We start from the raw sequence: 22,713 nt of genomic DNA on the forward strand, positions 1-22,713 counted from the left end.
ACCTCATTTATCGGGCCTCTTATCGGCCCCTTTATCTTGTTTATCTTGGCGCAATGCACCTTTTTGCCCTAATTGACTGGGAGCAATGTACCCCACAGACCGAAGAATACTCAATATACCCGCAGCAAATCCAAGAAAAAGAAAAAACACTAACCCCCATGGCAATGAACCTACTAGCTTGTCAAAACCCAATCCTAAAACAACACCCACAATGATACTTGCCAAAAACTCACTGGAAAGCTTAATCGCACGGGCTATCGTCCCTTGTGGCTCTTCTTCCTCATTCTTGTACTTCCGCTTCTTTAATGCTTCCTTGCGCATTAAAGCTAAACCTAAATTCTGACTACGACATTCCAAATCCTCTGAATGAAAACTGTCTTCTTGCCTTTTCTCTTCAGCTTCCTTTTCTGGTACAACGGGTTCGTTGCCCTTCGCCATAATTGGCTCCTTAATCAAAAGCAAAGTCAAAATGCATCTCACAAGACCGTCGAGTAACATATTGTTCTCAAATTTGTTCGTCAAGCCACTAAAAGCAATCTATCACAATTTATCGCATAAATAATGTATCCTTCAATTTTATGAACTCCAGCAATTCATGCAGCTTCAAACAATCACCCTCATCTGCATGATAATACGTTGCTCCCTCATCTTAAAATAAAACCATACTCATCCTCATGTAACAACTCTAGAAACATATTGAATAAATATCTCCTAAAATAGAACAATTGTCGTACATTCTATCCATCGTTAGCAAGTGAAAGTTAGCATTAAGATTTGTTCATCTTTTGACCCATGCACTTCTTCCTGTGCTTGAAATGGATAGCTTTGTAAATATTTCCGTTCTTCATTCTGTATAAACGGCATTTCTGCCCAGCAATAATTCTTACTGGCCGATAGCAAAATGATAAAAAGATTCTTTTGGCAAAAAAGAAATGGTTTTTTTCTTTTTATTGAAGAGACGGTCATTATCTTTGAAGATGATCAATTAATTTTCGATATTAAAACTCAATAATTCATGAAAATGCTTATTTTTTTCAACTCGCTTTTCAACGCAGCTTTCATGAACTTAAAAAAATAGAGAAAGCTTATTTCTTTTTGGAACGCGCTGCAAAAGGGTTTTCAGAAGCTCGTAATGATATGCGAATTGGTATACCTAACATATCAAATGTATCGCGCAATCCATTAGAAAGGTAACGCAAATATGATTGGGGCATTACCTTTGGCCGCGAGCAAGAAATCACAAATCCAGGAGGACGTGTCTTAACCTGTGTTATATATTTAACCTTCAGTCGGCGGCCAGAAATTGCAGGCGGTGGATGATGTGCAACGACAGTTTCAAGCCATCGGTTGAGTTTGCCAGTGGAAATACGGCGATTCCACACACGATGCATCATCATGACATTTTCCATCAGTTTATCGATCCCTTGGCCATATTGACCCGATAAAGGAACAGCTCTCAAACCACGAACTTGAGGAAGAAGGCGAGCACATTTCTCATACAAATCAACCAATGTTACTTGGCTATTTTCAACAAGATCCCACTTATTGAAAGCAATAAGTGGAACACGCCCTTCACGAATCACAAGATCAGCAATTTGTAAATCCTGCTTTTCAAAAGGTGCCGTTGCATCAAAAACGATTACCACCACTTCCGCAAAACGGATTGCTCGCAGAGTATCTGCAACAGAGAGTTTTTCTAATTTTTCTTGAATTTTTGATTTTCGGCGCAATCCTGCAGTATCAAAAAGTTTAATATGACGACCATGCCATTCCCAATCCACAGAAATAGAATCACGTGTAAGCCCCGCTTCAGGTCCTGTTAACAAACGCTCTTGCCCCAACATCCTATTAATAAGGGTTGATTTTCCTGTGTTTGGGCGACCAGCAATTGCAATCCGAAGAGGTTTGCTTTCATCATAAACAGAATCCTCTTCATCGCAATCATTCACATAATCATCAATAGATGACAGCTGTATAGCAACATGTTTTTCTTCGTTCTTGCTTTCAAAAGCTCTCTCTTTACCAAGAGAATCCACAATTGCATCACGAAGATTTGAAAGACCCAAACCATGTTCAGCAGATATTGGACAGGGCTCACCAAAACCTAATGACCACGCTTCATACTCTCCCCCTGATGCCGCTTTTGACTCAGACTTATTAGCAACAAGCACAATAGGTTTTCCCGACTTGCGAACCAATGAAGCAAAATTTAAATCACTCGGTGTTATCCCACTTTTTGCATCAAACATGAATAAAATAAGATCAGCCTCATCAATAGCAACTTTTGTGTGAGAACGCATACGGCCTTCGAGTGTATGATCACCCGCTTCTTCCAATCCAGCTGTATCAACCACATCAAAACGCAGATCATGAAGTTTCGCCGCATGAATACGCCGATCGCGTGTCACACCTGGCTTATCATCAACTAAAGCCAATTTTTGCCCAACCAAACGATTAAAGAGCGTTGACTTCCCAACATTGGGGCGACCAACTATAGCAATGGTAAGGCTCATCAATTTATTCCTTATTTGCCTTGCCCTCAGCTTGCATAAGCTCAAGCATAATTCGTGCCCTATCTGCTATTTTTGATCCCAGAACACCTTCTTCAGAAATCTTCCTAAAATAATAAACCGCATCATCTATTTTATTCGCTTTATAAGCAGCTAAGCCCAAAGCCTCTCTTGCAGACATACGCATAGGGTCAACATCACTTGCCATATCTTTGACGCGCTTTTTCACATCATCCAAGGTCCCTGTATCAACCAAAATATAAGCCGCCCGAATTTTTGCAACTTTGCGCAAAATTTGCGGTGCTTTTTCATCATCCGCGACAGAGTCAAAAACCTCTACTGATTTAATAGAATCACCTCGTTCCATAAGTAAAGAAGCTTCACGCAAACGAGCAAGAAAAGGATACCCTCCAAAGTTAGAAGCTTTAATATTTTCCAATTGCTTCATTGCTTCATCAAAATGATGTGTCTCCGCAAAATTAAGGACTTTTACGAATGCATCACCAATATGGCTGGCTTTCTTCATTTGATGATAATGGTAAATTTGATAAGTAGCTATCACCAGCACAAAAACAACGGCTGCAACAATAACTGAAAAACCGTAACGTCTCCAAAAAGCAAGAGCCTTTTCCTGACGAAACTCTGCATTCACTTCAGCAATAAAACTATCATACGACATGTAATCATACCTTGAAAAAAATTACTTTCTTTGCTTTTACGCATAAATGAACAAAGATGGTAGCCCTCATTTAAGTCAAAATCTTAAATTTGCCAGTCTATGAGTTTCAAATCAATGTCATCCAATTGGATTTTTTCAAATACATCACCCAAAACAATATTACTACCTTTTGGTCCACATTATAGCCTTTACATATCTTTATTTCATAAAAATAGAAAAGTTATATCACTGCCTTAATGTCTACCCTGCATTCTTGCCTATAATCTCGATAGCGTATCCCTAACCCCTCTATTATATATGTACGGAAACACCCTTTTAAAAACTTAAAAGCAACCGTTGCATTGCACTTTTCAAAATCGTTAATTGTGAAATTACATTGGAAAGCCAATTCATTAAAAAGCTTTTTAAAAAAGATATGGCTAAATTTCCACGATTAGAAATAGCTGCATATAAAGAAATGCTAAAACTCATAATAGAACTTGATACAAATCTAAATTCCAAACAAAATTCTTTGCACAAAGTAATCTCTTCAACCTACCTTCATCCGATTAACAACCTGTATAATAATACTTAGAGATTCCCAAATGTTCTATTACAATGGCCAAATCCACATCAGCATTGGAACTGCAACAATTACTATTAATACCGCCAACGGAGCACCAAAGCGTGGATAATCACTAAAACGATATCCTCCTGGCGCCATCACAAGCATATTACTTTGATGTCCAATAGGGGTGAGAAACTCACACCCCGCACCAATTGCAACAGCCATCAAAAAAGCTTCAGGCTTATAATGAAGAGAATGAGCAAAACTTGACGCAATTGGTGCTACCATCATCACGGTTGCTGCGTTATTCAAAAATGGCGTTACCAACATAGCTGTAATCAACATAAGTGCTAACGCACCAGATGGTGGAAAAAATACCGCTAATTGACTAAGCCACTGACCTATGAGATCCGTACACCCTGTCTTCTCTAGTGCTTCACTCACTGGAATAAGAGCTGCTAATAATACTAATATTTGTCCATCTAATGCCTGATACAAGTCACGCGCTGGCAAAACCCGAAAGATAACCATTGCAGCAGCAGCAGAAAAGAAAGAAAATGCGACTGGAACGATCTGAAAAGCCGTAAAAATGATCGCTATAAAAAGGATAGCTAAAGATGTGAGCCCATGTCGTAAATTGCCAAACACAATATTACGTTTTGCTAAAGGCAAACATTTCAGTTCCCGTAACAAAGTTGGAATAACCATATCCTGCCCCTGCAAAACGATCACATCTCCAAGATGGAAAATAATATCACCAAGTCTTCCCCGCACCCTTTCATGCTGACGACTTAACGCAAGCAAATTCACATCATAACGATCAAAGAGCGAAAACTGTTTCGCACTGATTCCAATAAGAGGCGAATTATGTGTGATAACTGCTTCAACAATATCAATGTCGCTGTCCTTATCACCCGTGGAAATAGTTCGATTAGTAGAAAACTCTAAACGAGCAGCACTCATCACACTATCTAGCCCTGTATGTGAGCCTTCCAGTAAAACAATATCGTTTTCAGACAAAACAAAATCTGGAAGTGGCGAAATAGAGACTTCATTTCTGATGATTTGAACAACCATGACATCACCGCCTGACGGCTTAACGAGATCAACAATGGTTTTTCCTACAATCGGTGAATTTGTTGGAATATGCACTTCCGAAACATAATTACGAATATCAATAGCATCATCAAACGAGACACCTGAACGTACACGCACAGGTAAACGCCAAGAAAAAAAGACCAAATATAAGACACCAGCAGTAGCAACTGCTGCACCAACCGGTGTAAAATCAAACATGGTAAAAGGAGTACCCGTTAAACGTTCTTGCATAGCTGAAATAACGACATTGGGAGAGGTCCCTATCTGAGTCATAAGACCGCCCAACAAAGAACCAAATGCCATTGGCATTAAAAAGACAGAGGGTGAAATCTGAGAACGACGAGCAAATTGAAAAGCAATCGGAAGCATAATAGCCAAAGCGCCAATGTTTTTAACAAACATTGATAAAAACACCACAGAAATGACCAAAAAAGCCAATTGAAGGCGCACTGATTTCACTTCTGGCCATATCCGTTGAATAATAAATTCCATTATTCCAGAACGCGATACAGCCGCACTAACAACAAATACGCTCCCCACAATAATAACAATATCATTACTAAAACCGCTAAATGCTTCCTTCGGGCTGACAAGGCCAACGGTGCAAGCAATCAATAATGTACAAATAGCGACAAGATCATAACGGAATCGATCCCAAATAAAAACGACCATCATGAGACCAATGATAGAAAAAGCCATTATTTGATTTTCTGTCATGATTCCCATCTCTCCCCATTAAATTACAATGAACGAAACTATATCTTCTGTTTTGTGTTTTAACTGTTCCTATAAACAGCGGCAAGATAAAAGCAGACATGAGGTCACTTTGAGAGTGATTTAATGTGGTAAAAAATTATGACCAGTACATACTTTCCTTTTTGTAATAAGTGCTTTTCCATAAAATGTTGAAGCCAAAGAAAATTGGGGGCAATTGACAAAAGCGTATTGCAAAAAAAATTAGAATGACTCTACACGTAAAAGAAGATAAAAATAGATAACTGTTGAACTGGTGCATACTATAGTTGAGCCTTTATCGTTGTTTAAAGAAATTTGTCTACATTTTCGCATAAAGTGATAAAAGCGTCACATAGAATGATAACAATGAAAGAAGAATAATGGTCAATTTTAATAGTGGGTACCGAGCAAATATAAAATACTGGCTGACATGTATTATTGGATTTGTTGTTATTCTGACAATTATAATTGTCGGCGTTTTTTATATGGTAAAACCCTATCTTGACAATTTTGTAAAACAAGAAATAGCCCGTCGTTCTATAAAAGCACTAAGAGCTGAAGTCAGCATCATAGGCAAAGTCAACTTGACAAATGTCACTTTTCCAGTCCCTGCCGACATAAAACTTAAAATTGGTGCTATTTCAGCCCGTCCTCCTATTTCCTTTATTCCTGGCGCTTTCACCCTTTATAATGTTGACTTAAGGCGTAATAATATTCACATAAAAATTCCCAAAATTTCTCTTAACAGTGTATACTTTAAAAAAAAGGATACCACCGTCGCATCACACCTTTTGCAATCAATTATGCGTCTTGAACTTTCCTCAATTATTGCGCCGGATATACTGCTTTCTGCAGAAAATGAGAACAAACTAATCGAAAAAATTGAAATAAAGGACTTTCATCTTTCTGGCTTTAAAAATGGTCATATTGGTTCTGTTGGCTTCAAAAACATGAACCTTAAAATGACAGCTCCAAACAGTGATAAACAGACGCATATTATTACCAAAAGTGATGCAATAGAAGTACATGATATTGACATCAACTACGCTCATTCTCTTATTTCGGGAAAAAGCAATGCTCTCAACCAAGTAAAAAGCGTTATCGGTCCTATTTCTCTGGATAATGTAATGGTCGATGTTTTCCAAGAAAAAGAGAAAAATGCTTCTTTCTTTCTTGGTAAGTTTAAAACATCTGGTCTAAAAATGAAACCACTCAACCAAACACCTGAGAAATTGGTCAAAGCTTATCTTAACGCAAGAAAAGAAAATAACCAAGAAGCTGAAAAAGCCGCACGAAATAGTATTCTCCTAAACACCCTGCTCGCCATTACCTCAGCCGATGCCAAAATTGATAACGCCACCATTGATATACCACAGTTAAAGGCAACGCTTAAGTCATTCCAATTCAAGCCAAAACAATGGGAGCAGCCTATACCAAAAAAACTTCTGCTCTCTCTTGATAGCCTTTCGATTATACCCCAAAAAATGGAAGAAAAAGACTTAGCTTTGCTCAAAAACATGGACTTTGAACGCCTTGATCTTTCAGGGAAACTTGATATCTCTTATGATGAGAAAAAGCGTACCCTCCTTCTTAATCCAATGTCTTTCAACATAAAAAACATTGGTTCTGGAGAAATATCTGCTAAAGCTATGGATGTTGATACAAAACTATTCTCTGGACAAAAAGAGGCAATGATCGCTGCTTCTCAAGACTTTAGTATAAGCGAAATCAACGTACGTTATACGGATGCTGGATTCATTGATAAGCTTTTTTCTTATCTCGCACAAAATCTTAATGACAGTCAACATAATCTAAAAGAAGAACTTTATAACGATTTCTATCTTATGATGACGCAAACCCCAAAAATATTGCTAAAAGATAATGAAAAAACTGAAAATATTTCAAAGTCCTTTGGCGACTTTGCTAAAAATCCACAAACATTGATCATTAAAATAACTGCAAAAGACAACAAAGGTCTTACAATGGCTGATCTCGAAACCGCACTTCAAAATGATTTGTCCACTGCTCTGAATAAAGTAAATCTAACTATCAAAAATGAATCATCTCCCTAAAAAACATGTTCAAATTTTAAAAGTAATGATCTTGCCCTTAAGATGTAAGAGCTTTATTCCTGTTTCTTCTTTTGTATGATAAAATGCAGTCACATGCATAACAATCTACGCAAAAGATCTATATTAGCAGAACTGTTGATACTTGGAGTTGTTTATGTCTGCCTTATCCTCAAATCGTTTGCCAAATCGCGCTTCTCTTGTTACAAATCGAGCGTTCTCTGCTCTTGAGCGTTTTCTCCATATTGAGGCTCTCAGTGGTATTGTTCTTTTATTAGCTGCTGCTGCCGCACTCATTTTTGCAAACTCTAAGTATGCTTCTCTCTATGAGTCTTTCTGGCATACCCCTCTTGGTTTTAACTTTGGCCATTTTACTCTCTCATGGGATTTGCATTTCTGGGTGAACGATGCTCTCATGACTGTTTTTTTTCTCGTAGCTGGAATGGAAATTCGGCGAGAAATTCATGAAGGCGCTCTTGCTGATTTTAAACAAGCAATTTTGCCAATTATTGCAGCAATAGGTGGAGTTTGTCTCCCCGCAATTATTTATCTTAGCTTTAACTTAAATGGTGGAGAGACTCATGGTTGGGCTGTGCCAACAGCAACAGATATTGCCTTTGCGCTAGGCATTCTTGCTCTTCTTGGAAAAAAAATTCCTGCTAACCTTCATGTCATTCTCTTATCATTAGCGATTATTGATGACATTATCGCTGTTCTTATCATTGCTTTCTTCTACTCAACAAACATTGATCCTAGTGGTTTAGCCATTGCAGGAGCAGGTATTGCTTTGGTGTTATTTTTTCAATGGATTGGACTCGCATCGGCATGGCTTTATACTCTACCTGGTGCAATCATCTGGTGGGGTTTAATGATAACGGGTGTTCACCCATCACTGGCTGGCGTGATTCTAGGTATGATGACTCCGGTTTTTCCTACTCGCACCCTTGTAGCTCCGCTTACAATATTGAGCAACGCAATGCAAATCCTTCAAGAAAAAAATGTAAAAACAGACCTGCATCATATCTCAACTGCATTGAAAAAAATGCGCAAAGGACAACGTGATATGATTGCACCAGTAACACGTGTTCAGAAAGCATTGCATCCATGGGTTGCGTATGTTGTGATGCCAATTTTTGCTTTTGCAAATGCTGGTGTTGGTTTTGCAAATTTTGACCTTTCTTCTGACAAATCATTCTTGGTTGTTCTCGGTGTTGTCATTGGTCTGTTTATCGGTAAACCTTTTGGTATTATCACTGCTAGTTATCTAGCTGTAAAATCAGGACTATGCCGCTTGCCTCCTCATATAACATGGACAGGCATTTTGCTGATTGGATTTTTAGCAGGAATTGGTTTTACAATGTCTATCTTCGTTTCAATGCTTGCTTTTAAAGACATGATTTTGCTTGATTCTGCAAAAATTGGTGTTCTTTGTGGTTCTGGTTTATCTGCTCTTTTAGGACTTGGGTATGGGCTCATTTATATCAAGCGTAATAAACGCAATAAAAAAGTGCCTCATAATTCTCAATGAACCAAATGAAATCCACTTTGTTATAAAAACTGCAGTTTGCCTAATTATAGGGATGATGAAAATTGAAGCACTGGAAACTGCCAGCTACAACCTTGGTAAAAAAATGGTGATGGATAATTTATCCCATATCTCCTGTTTGTCAATTATCCTCTATATACCGTTTATCTACATTAACCGGTCAGGCTCTCAATGATGAAATCAGATGAAGACATATTATTTATGCAAATCATACATTATTGTAATAAATCTCTTTCACGCAGCTTTACGGTAAAGTTGAATAGACTTCAAAAAAGGAATGCAGTTTTTCTATTTATCCATCGCTGAAAGCGACAAAATATGTTAGAGTGCTTTTTCCTTGTTTGTTTTTATAATTATGATACACTTACAATGTAACAAATTAGCCAAACCGCCTTTTTAAAAGGTGAGTATAGAAAAGTGCATTATCGTTTGCTTTATGAGAATAATAAGGCGCTTTTTTATTGTGCTTGATATAAATAGACCTATATCCAAGGACTATAAGAGCAGGTAAATTAAATCCTTTCCAATCCGATATGCCAAAGAAAAAGAAAGCTCTTTTCGTATTCCCTAAATTGACAGTATTCCGTTATTAGCAATCGCTGAGAAAATCCTCACTCTAGATGTTTATTCACCCTCGAAAAGAATAGGATGCCCCCACGCGATAGACATAAGGTTCCCAATGAATATTTAGGAAAAGAAAAGTATCAATAGAAAATATTTCATAAATTATATTTTGCGTAATTGTATGAATAATCTGATGCAACCAAACTTTGTAAGCGCTCTCATATTAACCTCTGCATCCACGAAGCTCTCCTCACGTAATATCTCTCTCTTGAACAAGAGCCCAAACAAGACGCACTTCCCCTCTCTTACTAAACGCGCTTATAGGGAGTTTTCCACGCTCCTACACATGAATATGTTATGTTATTTCGAATTCCTTTAGCGCTAAAAAATGCTTATCCCTTATCAAGTCCATAAACAGCATGTAAGGTTCTAACAGCAAGTTCAGTGTAAGCGCTATCAATCAAAATAGAAATCTTAATCTCTGAAGTCGTAATTGCCTGAATATTAATACCTTTTTCAGACAGAGCCTTAAATGCTGTAGCCGCAACACCGGCATGGCTGCGCATTCCAATACCAATAACAGACACCTTGGCGAGATCGCTTTCAAATTGAATAACGTCAAACCCTATCTCTTTACGATTTTTCTCAAGAAGCGCAACGGCTTTATCTACATCTGCTGATGGTACAGTAAAAGTCATATCAGTTTTTGAGCCATCTTCAGAAATATTTTGCACAATCATATCGACATTAATCCGCTCTTCAGCCAAGGGTCCAAAAATTGCTGCGGAGATCCCTGGGCGATCTGCAAGTCGACGAAGTGAAATTTGCGCTTCATCTTTAGCAAAAGCAATACCAGTAACAGTCTGTTGTTCCACGATTTCATCCTCATCGCAAATAAGTGTTCCAGGAAAATTCATTGGATCTCCCATGCCTAAAGCATTGGGATCCTCAAAACTTGAGCGCACGAAGGTACGAACTTTATGAACCATAGCCAGTTCAACAGAACGAACCTGTAAAACCTTCGCCCCAAGAGAAGCCATTTCAAGCATTTCTTCAAAAGCCACTTTGGGTAAACGGCGTGCTTTAGGTTCTACGCGTGGATCAGTTGTATAAACACCATCCACATCTGTATAAATATCACAACGATCAGCCTGTATAGCTGCCGCTATTGCAACAGCACTTGTATCTGATCCACCACGCCCCAAAGTAGAAATCCGATTATCTGGTGCTAACCCCTGAAAACCAGCAATAACTGCTACCTGACCTTCCTGAAAACGCTGTATTAAAAAAGATCCATCAATATCTGTAATACGTGCACTGCTATGTGCACTATCAGTATGAATAGGAATTTGCCAACCTAGCCATGAACGAGCATTTACTCCCATCGCTTGCAGTGTAAGGGCTAATAAACCCGCCGTTACTTGCTCACCAGAAGCAACCACCACATCATATTCGTAAGCATCTCCATGCATTGGAGAAGCCTCACACGCCCATTGAACAAGTTCATTGGTTTTCCCCGCCATTGCTGATACAACAACCGCAACCTCATTGCCTGCATCCACTTCTCTTTTGACATGCCGTGCAACATTATGAATACGTTGAATATCTGCTACAGATGTTCCGCCAAATTTCATGACAATCCGCGCCATCAATAATACTCTCACCTTTATGTTTCTTATCTTAAATGGCAATGAAAATAAGGCTTCGCCACTATATCAACCAATTATCTTCCGACATACCCAATATCTATTATTTATGCAAGTCTAGCATATTCACATTAATTTACTCTTGACTTCAGAAAAAAACGTCTGACTTGATTATTAAAAAATAAAAGGAGAGCGATATGATAAATGAAACGCGCACCACAATTGATCAGAGTGAAATTGATCACTTTTCGCGTATTGCAGCTGAGTGGTGGAATCCACAAGGGAAATTTCGACCACTTCATCAATTTAATCCAACACGCCTTTCTTATATTAGAGAGAAAATCTGTTTAGAATTTAATCGTGATCCTGTTTCACTTATGCCCTTCGAAAATTTGAAAATTCTCGATATTGGCTGTGGGGGAGGTTTATTATGCGAACCAATGGCACGTCTTGGCGCTACGGTTATAGGAGCTGACGCTGCGCAAACGAATATTGAAGTCGCAAAAATCCATGCAACCCAAAGCGGACTTTCAATTGATTACCGTACGACTACTGCAGAAATGCTAGCCAATGAAGGAGAGAAATTTGATATCATCCTCAATATGGAAGTTGTTGAACATGTTGCTGATGTCAATCTCTTCATAGCAGCCACAGCAAAAATGCTCAAACCAAAAGGGCTGATGTTTGTCTCAACACTCAACCGCACATGGAAAGCATGGGGATTAGCTATTATAGGTGCTGAATACGTTTTACGTTGGCTTCCTAAAGGAACGCATGATTATAAAAAATTCCTAAAACCTCAAGAACTTAAAGATCTCTTATCAAAAAACGCCCTAACCGTCATTGATGAGATAGGCATTACTTATAATCCCTTAAACGACAGCTGGAATCGCTCAAAAGACATGGACGTTAACTATATGCTTCTCGCAAAACGACCTTCATAGAACATACCATAACCTACAGCTCTTTCATGTCTTCCAGCAACGAATTAAGCTTCCCCGCAGCATCTAATGCGTAAAGATCATCGCAACCGCCGACATGATAATCACCTATAAAAATTTGCGGAAATGTATTACGCCCGTTCGCTCGCTGCACCATTTCTTGGCGAAGTGAAGTTGATGCATCAATATCTGTATATTTTACACCTTTTTTATCAAGCAAATCACGCGCTTTTGTACAATAAGGGCAGTTAGGGCGTGTATAAAGTATTATCTCTTTCATAATATTATTTTCCAATCTTTTTTAAATAGTATTATTAGCTCTAAGTCCCTCTCAATAATTAGGAAAAACAGAGACTTCTTCTAGAGCACGCGAAAATGTTAAAACATCAACCTGTCGTGCACCTGCGCGTTTTAATGTTGCAGCCGCCGCTGTAACTGTTGCACCTGTGGTGAAAACATCATCAATTAACAGAATAGAACGTCCCTTTAGATATTTTTTAACTTTGCGCGGCACCTCAAAAGCATTCAGCACATTAAGTTTTCGTTCCCTAGCAGAGAGACTAACCTGTGGACGTGTATGTCGACAACGCACAAGCCAGCCTGGTTTAAAATTTTTTTTCTGTGTTACTGCAATATAGCGAGCAAGCTCAGCAGATTGATTATAACGTCGCCTAAAAAAACGACGAAAATGCAAAGGAATGGAGATAATGACATCACAATCATCAATAATCTCGCGCCCAGCAAATACCATCCAATTGGCCATAAAAGATGCCAGTTCTACATGATCACCATATTTCAATCGCGTTACCAAAGCTTGCGCCACCCCTTTATGAACAATAGCGGAACGAACACGCGAAAAAGGAGCAGAATTTTGAAGTGCTTCACCACTGAGAAAACCATCCCCCATATCACAAACAAAAGGAATCCCCATAACAGGGCAATAAGGTTTCGTGATAAATTGAAGACCTTTCCAACACTCAGAGCAAATCGTACCATAAGCAGAAACTCTTTGCTTACATCCAGGGCAAATCGGTGGATACAAAACTGTTAGCAAGCGTTCAACAAACTTACTGAATATATCTCCGCCACTTAAAGCCATTTCTCGAAAGCATAACATCATCAATTTAGGCTTTTATAGCTTCCCTACACAACAAAGTTTCTTTTGTATTTTTTAAATTTAATTCCTTTAAAAACTCTTACTTTTTATAAATTTGTTTTTCTTTCACATCATAAACTTGACAGAGCTTGCGCAAAAATGAACCTTTACAAAATATAGTTTGAATCATAGAGCAAAAGATCTTAACAACATGTCATACTCTTTAATTTTTGATCATGCCCGTATTGAACAATTCCGCAAACGTGCTTTCCAAAAAGCAAAAGAGGGATATGATTTCTTATTGTCCTCTATGGCTGAGGATCTCTATAAACGTCTCAGTACTGTTGATCGTCGCTTTACATTAGCTCTAGATTTACACAGCCATACAGATCTTGCCGCGCAAGTTTTAATGAAATCTGGAAAAGTCCACTCCATAGAACGCGTCGAAACCGACATACTCTATCAAAGTCATGACAAAAAATTTCATTTACGTCATCGAGAATTCCTTGATTTTCCTCAACATTATTGTGACCTTATCGTTTCACTACTTTCATTGCAATTGACCAATGATACCCCTGGTGTTCTTAGTCAAATAAAAAATATCCTTAAACCAGATGGCTTATTTCTTGCTGTTATGGTGGGAGCTGGTACGTTAAGAGAATTGCGAGAAAGCCTGCTGCAAGCTGAAACTGAAATTTATGGTGGAGTTAGTCCAAGAGTTTATCCTTTTGCGGATATTCGTGATGCTGGGGCTCTTTTACACCGTATTGGTTTTGCCTTACCCGTAGCAGATGTTGAAGAGATTACTATACGCTACAATACAATGTTTGATCTTATGCATGATCTTAAAGCTATGGGGATGCAAAATGCACTCATCAATCGCTCACGACGCCCCGTATCGAAGCGTTTTTTCCTTCGTGCTGCTGAAATCTATGCAAAACGGTTTAGTGATCCCGATGGCCGTATTCGCGCACATTTTTCTTTCATCTGGCTCTCGGGTTGGGCCCCTCATCAAAGTCAACAAAAGCCTCTACAGCCGGGCTCAGCCCAAATATCTCTTGCAAAGGTTTTAGTAAAACCATAGAAGAAACTATAGTTTTCACTTTGAAAATTATTTTTCAAAAACACTTTTATCCGCTGTACGCAACATCTGACTGGTTATAGTTCCAGCCACCATTGAATCACTTACGTTTAGGGCTGTACGTCCCATATCAATGAGAGGTTCAATAGAAATGAGTACAGCAACCAAAGAAACAGGAAGCCCCATAATTGGTAACACAATCAATGCAGCAAAAATAGCACCACCACCAACACCAGCAACACCAATAGAACTCAATGTTACGACACCAACAAGGGTAGCAATCCAAGTAGGATCGAGAGGATTAATACCCACTGATGGAGCTATCATGGTTGCAAGCATCGCTGGATAAAGCCCTGCACAACCATTTTGTCCGATTGTTGCCCCAAAAGAGGCTGCAAAACTTGCAATTGATTGTGGTACACCGATCCACTGCGTTTGTGCCTCAATATTTAAAGGAATACTTGCAGCACTTGAACGACTACTAAAAGCAAATGTTAAAACCGGTAAGACCTTTTTGAAAAAACGGAAGGGATTAATCCCCGAGATACCAAGCAATACACCATGAACTCCAAACATAAGGATAATACCAATATAAGAAGCAATGACAAAAACCAGCAATTTTAAAATATCTGCAACATTTGAAGTCGCTCCTACCTTAGTCATAAGTGCAAAAATACCATAAGGCGTCAAAGCAATCACAATACGTACTAACCGCATAATCCAAGCTTGTGCAACCTGAATAAATAAAAGCGCTTTTTCCCCTTGATCTGAATCATCCTTCTTTAAAAGAGTAACCGCAGCCCCTAAAAATGCCGAAAAGATAACAACACCGATAATTGATGTACGCTTGGCTCCACTTAACTCAGCAAATGGATTTTTAGGAATAAAGGATAAAATCATCTTTGGTACACTCATATCTCCAAGTTGAGAAACACGCGTTTCAAGAATAGCAGACACATTTTGCCCTTCATGTACCAAACCGTTCACTGTTAATCCAAAAAAGTTAACGACCAAAACGCCAACTAATGCTGAAATAGCTGTTGTAAAAAGTAATATTGAAATTACCATTACACTAATTTTGCCAACAGCATAAACAGAATGCAAATGAGCAACTGCTGAAACGATAGAGATAAATACCAATGGCATAACAATCATTTGCAATAATGAAATATAACCATCACCAACAATATTAAACCATTCGACAGATTTCAACAGAGTGGCGTCCCCTCCCCCATAAATAACCTGCAAAACAGTTCCAAAAATCAAGCCAAGAATAAGTCCTAGCATAACACGCAAAGAAAGACTCCATTGCATTTTCTTACTTTGAGCAAGCCATAACAAAAAAATAACAAATAGAAATAAATTTATAAAAAAATTAAATGTCATTGTTTATGCCTATTATCGTTGTGCTTGATAGTAAAAAACAACGCATAGCTCAAAATGAATGCGCTGTATCTGAAAACGAAATATAAAGCTTGCAACGCTTTTATAAAATCATTATTTTTTAATTTATAGGCTAGAAGAGAATTTTTTATCTATGAATAGTTCTTTAAAGGCGATAAAAAATCAAACAAGCTCACTTTCCTATTATCCATAATTTTTTTCAATAGGAAAAAATATTGACAACGCTTATTACATGCTCAAGGCTAAAAGAGTAATTTCAATACATCTTATCACATGAATAGTATTATTATTCTTCCTTCTCCGTAAAATGATAAGCCCTTTAATAATGATAAACAAACTTCCACACAATTCCATGGCTTATTTTTCTTAACACTACGATATCAAACCATCTTCACCAATTTTATTATCGACATTTTTAGCAGCTTTCATCACCACCTCTTTTAAAGTATGTGTCAGTTTGTTGGAAATAGCTTCTACACTTTCTTTCCTAGTTTTTGATGGAAGCCTCTTTTCTGTTATTTGAAACATCTGTTGTGATCTCTAGTGTTATAAAATATTCCTTCTAAATACAAACACGAAGATTTTTGGATTCATAACATCATATTGAGACGCAATACGATACGTGCTGTACGTATCATTAAATATAATTTGGAACAAATTATCAACATAAACAACACATAGCATATAATCAATGTAGCTCGATTAAGCGTCATCAATCGTAGGAATGGTTGTATTTAAAATTCGCCTGTTTGTTAAAAAAGAAGCTAAATTTTCTATAATGCGTATTATAATATTTATAGCTTTATCTTCTGTATTAATATTGTTTGCATGCACTAAGACGAACAATCTTAATCAGTACAATAAACTTTATCAAACAAATATAAATAAAAACTATAAAGATTTAGAATATCGTGAAAAGGTGGAAATAGCAAAAGAATATATAGAAGTGTTCAAGAAAGAGATAAAGCCTGTCATACCTACAGAATATGATAAGGGACAGTTTTGGAGATATTTAATAGAGTTGCGAACTGATCCTCCAGAATTTGATATTCTAAAGCATTATCATATAATGCTTGTTTTTTGTGGACGCTTTGCTGATTTGTGGCAAGAGAATACAAAAGAAACAACGCTAGTATCTAACAACTTAAAAAGGAAACTTAAAGCTTTTCAAGCTAATGCAATCAAATCCGATGCTGATTGGAATAACTTAGAAGGAATTTTCTTTCTAGCGAAACGTGATAGAGACTTGCATGATCCGATGTTTGAGTACGCACAAAAGTTTCTAGATTCTCCAACTGGCATTAGTCGAGAAGAGCAGATTAGGGGTATAGAGAAAATGATAACACAGAATTCTATAACTCGTTTTAAAAATACAGCTACTGTTTGCGCTCTTGCTGTACAGGTATACCGTATTATGACGCGAAAAGAGAGATAATATCACCAATAAGATATTACCATTTTAGAAAATCGGAGCAGCGTAATAGATGTCTTTAGCCAAAAAAAGAAGTGCTTTTTACCTTATCAGCACAAAGATCTAACTCTTGTATTCTTATTGCAAATAACAGGACATCATATATATCCATAGCCTATAAAATAAGATGTATTGATACAAAAAGAAAATTATAAGGCAAATACAAATAATAAAATAAGTAACAGAATAAGCGTTAATGTTGAAAGCGTATTTTCAAAAAATTTCTTTATTAGCACAGCGCCTTGATTTATAAAGGTAATTCTCCGTTTTTCCACTTGAATAAATGTACTAAATACTGTCAGCTTCTCTCATTTAATACGCGTCTTAAAGTGAATCAAAATAATCGTTTGCTTGTAGATCACAAGCGGGATCAGTTGTGGAGATAAAAAACGTTTTAAAAAGGGCTAAATATACCTCTTTAATGAATCCGTCTTAATGCAAGAGAAAAATACAACCTTAGATTGCGCTAATTATTAAGATAATACTGATCTGTTGCTTGTATAAGTAAAGATGACAATGCCTTGTAAACCTTGCATTATAACCTTCATGAATGGCACTGGAAGATGCAATGTCTCTTTTTAAGATAGTCCGTGAATAAACAACACAATGACACACACTTTTCTAGAAGTGCAAAGCGTTTTTCTTGCTTCAAAATCCTAATAAGCGTATTCTAAAAAAACTGGTTCAACAGCCTTTCCCCAAATAGAATGATAATGGGATAAAAGTTTATCAGCATCTGTCTGCCCCATAACAATCATTTCTTCTAAGGGATTGAGAAAATTTGTCTCATCACACCCATCAACATTATACTTCCGACGATTTTCTAAACCTTTGCGCGAAATCGCAACAACTTGACGTGCTAATTCTAAAATTATGGTCTGACGAAAAGGTGTTTTTAGACCTTCTTTTGGAACACGTTTGCGCAACTCTAAAACTTCTTCAAAACACCAATCTTTTGTTAATGCCTCTGCCTCATTTAACGCCTCACCATCATAAAGAAGACCAACCCAAAAAGCAGACAATGCACAGATACGCTGCAAAGACCCCCCATCAGCGCCTCTCATTTCTAAAAATCGTTTTAAGCGTACTTCGGGAAACAAAGTCGATAAATGATTAATCCAATCTCCTATATTTGGTGTTGAATTTACAACCTGCTCTTTTAAAGCCCCATTCATAAATTGGCGAAATGTTACATGTGTACAATCATGATAATGACCATCGCGGACAATAAAATACATTGGCACATCAAGAGCCCATTCAACGTAATCCAAAAAGCCAAAATGCTCAGAAAATATAAAGGGGAGAACTCCAGATCTCTGATTATCCGTATCGCACCAAATTTCAGAACGCCAAGATAAAAAGCCATTTGGACGCCCTTCAGTAAAAGGTGAACTGGCAAACAATGCTGTTGCAATGGACTGCAATTTCATTGATACTTGCATTTTCCTCCGCATATCAGTTTCAGATGAAAAATCAAGATTAACCTGAACTGTTGATGTTCGATACATCATATCAAGACCACTTTTGCCAACTTTCGGCATATAATCGGTCATAATTTGATAACGTGACTTGGGCATCCTTGGAGTTTCAGCTAACGTCCACTTTGGGCTAGCACCCATACCGAGAAAACCAATACCCAATGGCTCTGAAATTTTCTTGAGAAGAGTTAAATGCTCCATTACCTCGCGATAAGTATGACCAATTGTTTGTAGCGGTGCACCAGATAATTCAAACTGCCCTCCAGGTTCCAAAGAAATAGCACCTTGACCAACTGATCCTACGAGCCCAATAATATTCCCTTCATCTAAAATGGGCTTCCATCCTAAAGCTTCTTGCATTCTCTCTAGAAGGGCACGGATTCCTTTCGTGCCATCATAGGGAACAGGACGGAAACCATCTCTATAAAATGGAAATTTTTCATGTTCTGTACCAATACGCCAATCATTTTCTGCTTTACACCCCCCTTGGAAATAGCTAACCAAGGAATCTAAGTTATAAATTTCACTTTCATCAGTTATATCAAGCGCCATAACTTATTTTATCCTATCATTTGTTCCATCATTTTAAATGAACCATTTAGAATGATTTCACAGACTTCTCAATCAATTGACCAATCTCCTATGCTGGCATTAAGAAGGGCCAAAGCAGCAACAGCTGCAGTGTCAGCACGCAAAATACGCGGACCTAATGATATAGGAATTACAAAAGGATGTTTTTTTAAAAAGCTCCGCTCTTCTTCACTAAATCCACCTTCTGGTCCAATGAGGACACCCAATCCCCTAATTTCATGCTTTTTAAAAAAAGGCAATGGATTATGCAATTTGTGTGCTTCATCACAAAAGAACAAAGGTCGTGTCTCATCCCAATGTTCTAAAAGCTCTGCTAACGACACAGCAGGTACACATTCAGGCAGAGATAAAATGCCACACTGTTCAGAAGCCTCAATAACATTAGCCTCCATACGCGCCATATTGATACGGGTAACCTGCGTGTGATGTGTTATGACAGGCTGCAAAACTGATACCCCCATTTCTACAGCTTTTTGCACCATATAATCCAAACGCGCATTTTTGAGCGGAGCAAAACAGTAAATAAGATCCGTATGCGCCGTTTGCAATCTTTCTTGATGGGTAAGCTGAACCACAACAAATTTTTTCCCAACCGTGGTGAGTTTAGCAAGCCACTCACCATCCTGTCCATTAAAAAGTAAAATTTCAGCTCCTTCTTGCATGCGCAAAACATGGACAAGATAAAAAGCTTGCGAATCCTCTATCTTTATTTCTTTATTCAAAGCAAGTGGCTGTCGAATGAATAATCTTTTAAGTTTATAATTTATGCGCATAAAAATTGTGCCAGAACTAACTATACTCATCAGAAAATGAGGGAAAACATATAACAAAAAGAAAAAATTATATCTATAGAACTATCATCTATAAAGGACTATAGAATTTTTTTAGCTTTATGAGATAATGCTTGGAACAAATAAGATGCTTAAGTGATTCTGCTCTTATGCAAACTGATAATAACAGATCATTCATCATTGCGCTTTGTGATTTATTGCATGATTGGAGGAAAATATGTCTGCAAAAAAAGCTACAGTTATTACTATTACTACCCTTCTAGCTTTTATTCTGATTACTGTAGGAATTGGCTCCGTTGGAGCAGACGGAAAACATACCATCGCTGAAGATGGCTATGGAATCTCCTCTCAAATCCAATAAGTATAAACTACATATTTTTCAAATTTTTATATCTATCAACATAATATTTTTTAGTAATTTTCTAAGATTCTCACCAACAATGCAGAACAACGATTAATCTGCATCGATATCTTTTTTTACCCAAAAATTGCCGCTTTTTTGCCCTTTAGAATTAAGAGAAAAGGCAAAAGGCCATGCAAGGCTGTTAGCAAGACATTGGATATTTCTACATAAAGTTTCTGAACTGTTACTTTTTCGTAATTGTGCTTGCAGCGTAAATTCATTCTGCCTTTCCTGGGCAATAGAAGCTGCAATCGTTCCCTGAATTGATAAATTCCAGTCTGCTGTACGCATCAATGATTCTGCTATCGTCATTGTGCCTTCTGAAAATCTCGTCTTAAGATCCCAATGATCAAAGGCTGTAGATAATGAGTCATTACTCTCTAATAGAAACTGTTCCTTTTCTGAAAGCCTTGTTTGCAAATCATTCAAATCATACCCTAACAGCCGGCCAGAAGACATATTCAATGTTAATTCACCCTGCATTTTCGCAAAAATTTCCGACCAAAAACGAGCAAGCGTGCGGATTGTCATGTTAAAATTGGCTTTGCTCTGTGCAAATGGAATAATTTTCAGAGCCTCTGAAGCAACTTGTGTATCAATGGAAACACCTGAAGCACGCCCTTCAATATGCACTTTCTTATCAACTGATGCAATTTGAAGATTACTTTGAAATGATCCCCCAAAAACATTCGCATGTCCAAGGTCAAAAATAATATGCCCATTTCTTATTTGTATCGCAGCAGCTAAATTAGTCAGCGCAATATTACCTACTTTCGCTTGAGGAGAAGAAAGCCGTACATCTACTCCAATGCGATCAAAAATCGTCATATTAAGGGGTATCTTCTTTTTTTTAACTAAAGAAAATAGCGATTCCAAGGGTTTCAATTCTAGATTATCAAATGCTAAAGATCCGATTACGATTGGTACATAATCCTGAAAATCAAGCTCTAAAGCTCCACGTGCACTTGCTTTACCCATTGTAAATGTCACATTATTCATTTTGATATGCATTGGCTGCGCTAAAAAATGAGACTCCCATACAATAGGTGTTTTCAATCTATGACCCCAAAACTTATTGTTTCCAATCCAAGCCAATGTCTGATTCCACCCTGGAGAACGCATCGATACCTTCCCATCAAAAATGTAATATTCAGATAATCGTGCCTGCCCTGCAAAGGTTATACCACCACGTACAGAATTGATGCTTGCCTTGATATGACTTTTCCCTCCTGCTAAAAGCAACAATGCTTGGTCGGCATCAATCGATAATTTTGTCAACTCTCCGCGCCAACGGGCAGCTGCACGAAACCGCACTGCCTGCGTTGATTCTGGCCAATCGAGAGTTGCATTTAATCCCGTTATTTTCTCTGGCACACCAGAAATACTATCATGATAAACGAGCGTACCATTTTCAATAACAATCCGCCCAAAAGGTTGGTTCAAAAGACGTTTTACATCTGGCTGCTCAGGGTTATGTTGAATTATTTCACGAGCATTACGTATTGCTAATCCTAATGTACCTTGTGACCGTGAAAATCTATCAAAAAAATCAGCTACTGTTTTAATGGGCTTATCCATAACAAATTGTGGATGCACAATCCGCGTCTCTGAAAAAGAAACATGTCCCCAAAGAAGATCTACTAAAGAAAGATCAACTTCTATCGATTCAGCTTCCATCAATGGTACAATATTATTAATTTTTGATGTTAAAGTAACGCCGGAAAGAAATGCTTTAGGATAAGGAAAGAGACTTAACTGTGGTGGATCACGTAATTGCACATTATAACCTGTCCACGCACTCAAATCTTGAGCCAAACGAATACGAATCGCATCTGTTGACACAAGATAAGGTAAAATGAGAATACCAACTCCAAACAAAAAAACAATTGTAATAAAAATCCCACTCAAAAATTTTATTATTCTGACACGCACAATCTTCCTCTACACTTTCACTCCTATAACAGATTAAAAACACAGCTAAATTATCGTTAAAAAATTTTTTATCATCCTAAAATCCGTCATATCTTATTTAATAATTTAATTATTTTTGTTCTTATCCAAAG

At 37.6% G+C, this 22,713-nt stretch carries 18 protein-coding genes; 6 read left to right on the forward strand and 12 right to left on the reverse strand.

Going from position 1 to position 22,713, the window contains the following annotated elements; translation table 11 throughout:
- Positions 1-3 precede the first annotated feature (3 nt).
- The 4 genes from QHG54_RS03830 to QHG54_RS03845 form a co-directional block, all read right to left on the reverse strand.
- Positions 4-438 carry an AtpZ/AtpI family protein gene (locus QHG54_RS03830; protein WP_317992886.1) on the reverse strand — a complete coding sequence of 145 codons (435 nt, stop codon included), beginning with the start codon at positions 436-438 and terminating at the stop codon, positions 4-6.
- A gap of 647 nt (positions 439-1,085) precedes the next feature.
- Positions 1,086-2,513 (reverse strand): ribosome biogenesis GTPase Der, encoded by a 1,428-nt coding sequence (gene der / locus QHG54_RS03835; protein ID WP_317992885.1) that lies wholly within the window; start codon positions 2,511-2,513, stop codon positions 1,086-1,088.
- A gap of 4 nt (positions 2,514-2,517) precedes the next feature.
- Positions 2,518-3,189 (reverse strand): tetratricopeptide repeat protein, encoded by a 672-nt coding sequence (locus QHG54_RS03840; protein WP_406604479.1) that lies wholly within the window; start codon positions 3,187-3,189, stop codon positions 2,518-2,520.
- A 592-nt stretch (positions 3,190-3,781) separates the two neighbouring features.
- Complete coding sequence (locus tag QHG54_RS03845) at positions 3,782-5,551, reverse strand: SLC13 family permease (RefSeq protein ID WP_317992883.1); 1,770 nt, start codon at positions 5,549-5,551, stop codon at positions 3,782-3,784.
- 398 nt (positions 5,552-5,949) lie between these two features.
- Between QHG54_RS03845 and QHG54_RS03850 the strand changes: the two genes are divergently transcribed.
- Positions 5,950-7,641, forward strand: coding sequence for a hypothetical protein (locus tag QHG54_RS03850; protein WP_406604480.1), 1,692 nt, complete (start codon positions 5,950-5,952; stop codon positions 7,639-7,641).
- Positions 7,642-7,795: 154 nt separating this feature from the next.
- Positions 7,796-9,166, forward strand: coding sequence for a Na+/H+ antiporter NhaA (nhaA, locus tag QHG54_RS03855; protein WP_406604481.1), 1,371 nt, complete (start codon positions 7,796-7,798; stop codon positions 9,164-9,166).
- Positions 9,167-10,140: 974 nt separating this feature from the next.
- Here the strand turns inward: nhaA and QHG54_RS03860 are convergent.
- On the reverse strand, positions 10,141-11,397 hold the full coding sequence (locus tag QHG54_RS03860; protein ID WP_317992880.1) for an aspartate kinase: 1,257 nt from the start codon (positions 11,395-11,397) through the stop codon (positions 10,141-10,143).
- A gap of 194 nt (positions 11,398-11,591) precedes the next feature.
- Between QHG54_RS03860 and ubiG the strand changes: the two genes are divergently transcribed.
- On the forward strand, positions 11,592-12,338 hold the full coding sequence (ubiG, locus tag QHG54_RS03865; protein ID WP_317992879.1) for a bifunctional 2-polyprenyl-6-hydroxyphenol methylase/3-demethylubiquinol 3-O-methyltransferase UbiG: 747 nt from the start codon (positions 11,592-11,594) through the stop codon (positions 12,336-12,338).
- Positions 12,339-12,351: 13 nt separating this feature from the next.
- Here the strand turns inward: ubiG and grxC are convergent, their stop codons facing one another.
- Positions 12,352-12,615, reverse strand: a complete 264-nt coding sequence (gene grxC, locus QHG54_RS03870; protein WP_317992878.1) for a glutaredoxin 3 — start codon at positions 12,613-12,615, stop codon at positions 12,352-12,354.
- A gap of 51 nt (positions 12,616-12,666) precedes the next feature.
- A complete protein-coding gene (locus tag QHG54_RS03875) occupies positions 12,667-13,452 on the reverse strand; it encodes a ComF family protein (RefSeq protein WP_317994019.1) in 786 nt (261 codons plus the stop codon).
- Positions 13,453-13,642: 190 nt separating this feature from the next.
- Between QHG54_RS03875 and QHG54_RS03880 the strand changes: the two genes are divergently transcribed.
- The gene (locus QHG54_RS03880) at positions 13,643-14,515 is read left to right on the forward strand and encodes a methyltransferase domain-containing protein (protein WP_406604482.1); all 873 of its coding nucleotides are present in this window, start codon (positions 13,643-13,645) and stop codon (positions 14,513-14,515) included.
- Positions 14,516-14,542: 27 nt separating this feature from the next.
- Here QHG54_RS03880 and QHG54_RS03885 read toward each other — a convergent pair whose 3' ends face one another.
- Both QHG54_RS03885 and QHG54_RS03890 read right to left on the reverse strand, forming a co-directional pair.
- Positions 14,543-15,898 carry an L-cystine transporter gene (locus QHG54_RS03885; RefSeq protein ID WP_406604483.1) on the reverse strand — a complete coding sequence of 452 codons (1,356 nt, stop codon included), beginning with the start codon at positions 15,896-15,898 and terminating at the stop codon, positions 14,543-14,545.
- A 390-nt stretch (positions 15,899-16,288) separates the two neighbouring features.
- Positions 16,289-16,444, reverse strand: coding sequence for a hypothetical protein (locus QHG54_RS03890; RefSeq protein ID WP_406604484.1), 156 nt, complete (start codon positions 16,442-16,444; stop codon positions 16,289-16,291).
- Between the two features lie 196 nt (positions 16,445-16,640).
- Here QHG54_RS03890 and QHG54_RS03895 point away from each other — a divergent pair, with 196 nt between their 5' ends.
- A complete protein-coding gene (locus QHG54_RS03895) occupies positions 16,641-17,351 on the forward strand; it encodes a hypothetical protein (protein WP_317992874.1) in 711 nt (236 codons plus the stop codon).
- Positions 17,352-18,043: 692 nt separating this feature from the next.
- Here the strand turns inward: QHG54_RS03895 and QHG54_RS03900 are convergent.
- Both QHG54_RS03900 and QHG54_RS03905 read right to left on the reverse strand, forming a co-directional pair.
- On the reverse strand, positions 18,044-19,417 hold the full coding sequence (locus tag QHG54_RS03900; protein WP_406604485.1) for a glutamate--cysteine ligase: 1,374 nt from the start codon (positions 19,415-19,417) through the stop codon (positions 18,044-18,046).
- A 68-nt stretch (positions 19,418-19,485) separates the two neighbouring features.
- Complete coding sequence (locus tag QHG54_RS03905; RefSeq protein WP_406604486.1) at positions 19,486-20,229, reverse strand: 16S rRNA (uracil(1498)-N(3))-methyltransferase; 744 nt, start codon at positions 20,227-20,229, stop codon at positions 19,486-19,488.
- Between the two features lie 235 nt (positions 20,230-20,464).
- Here QHG54_RS03905 and QHG54_RS03910 point away from each other — a divergent pair, with 235 nt between their 5' ends.
- On the forward strand, positions 20,465-20,608 hold the full coding sequence (locus QHG54_RS03910; RefSeq protein ID WP_006922970.1) for a hypothetical protein: 144 nt from the start codon (positions 20,465-20,467) through the stop codon (positions 20,606-20,608).
- A 93-nt stretch (positions 20,609-20,701) separates the two neighbouring features.
- On the opposite strand, the gene QHG54_RS03915 is transcribed toward QHG54_RS03910, so the two are convergent.
- Positions 20,702-22,582 carry an AsmA family protein gene (locus tag QHG54_RS03915; RefSeq protein ID WP_317992871.1) on the reverse strand — a complete coding sequence of 627 codons (1,881 nt, stop codon included), beginning with the start codon at positions 22,580-22,582 and terminating at the stop codon, positions 20,702-20,704.
- Between the last annotated feature and the right edge of the window lie 131 nt (positions 22,583-22,713).

This window comes from Bartonella gliris, from assembly GCF_045277155.1.
In the GTDB taxonomy this organism is placed as follows: Bacteria; Pseudomonadota; Alphaproteobacteria; order Rhizobiales; family Rhizobiaceae; genus Bartonella; species Bartonella gliris.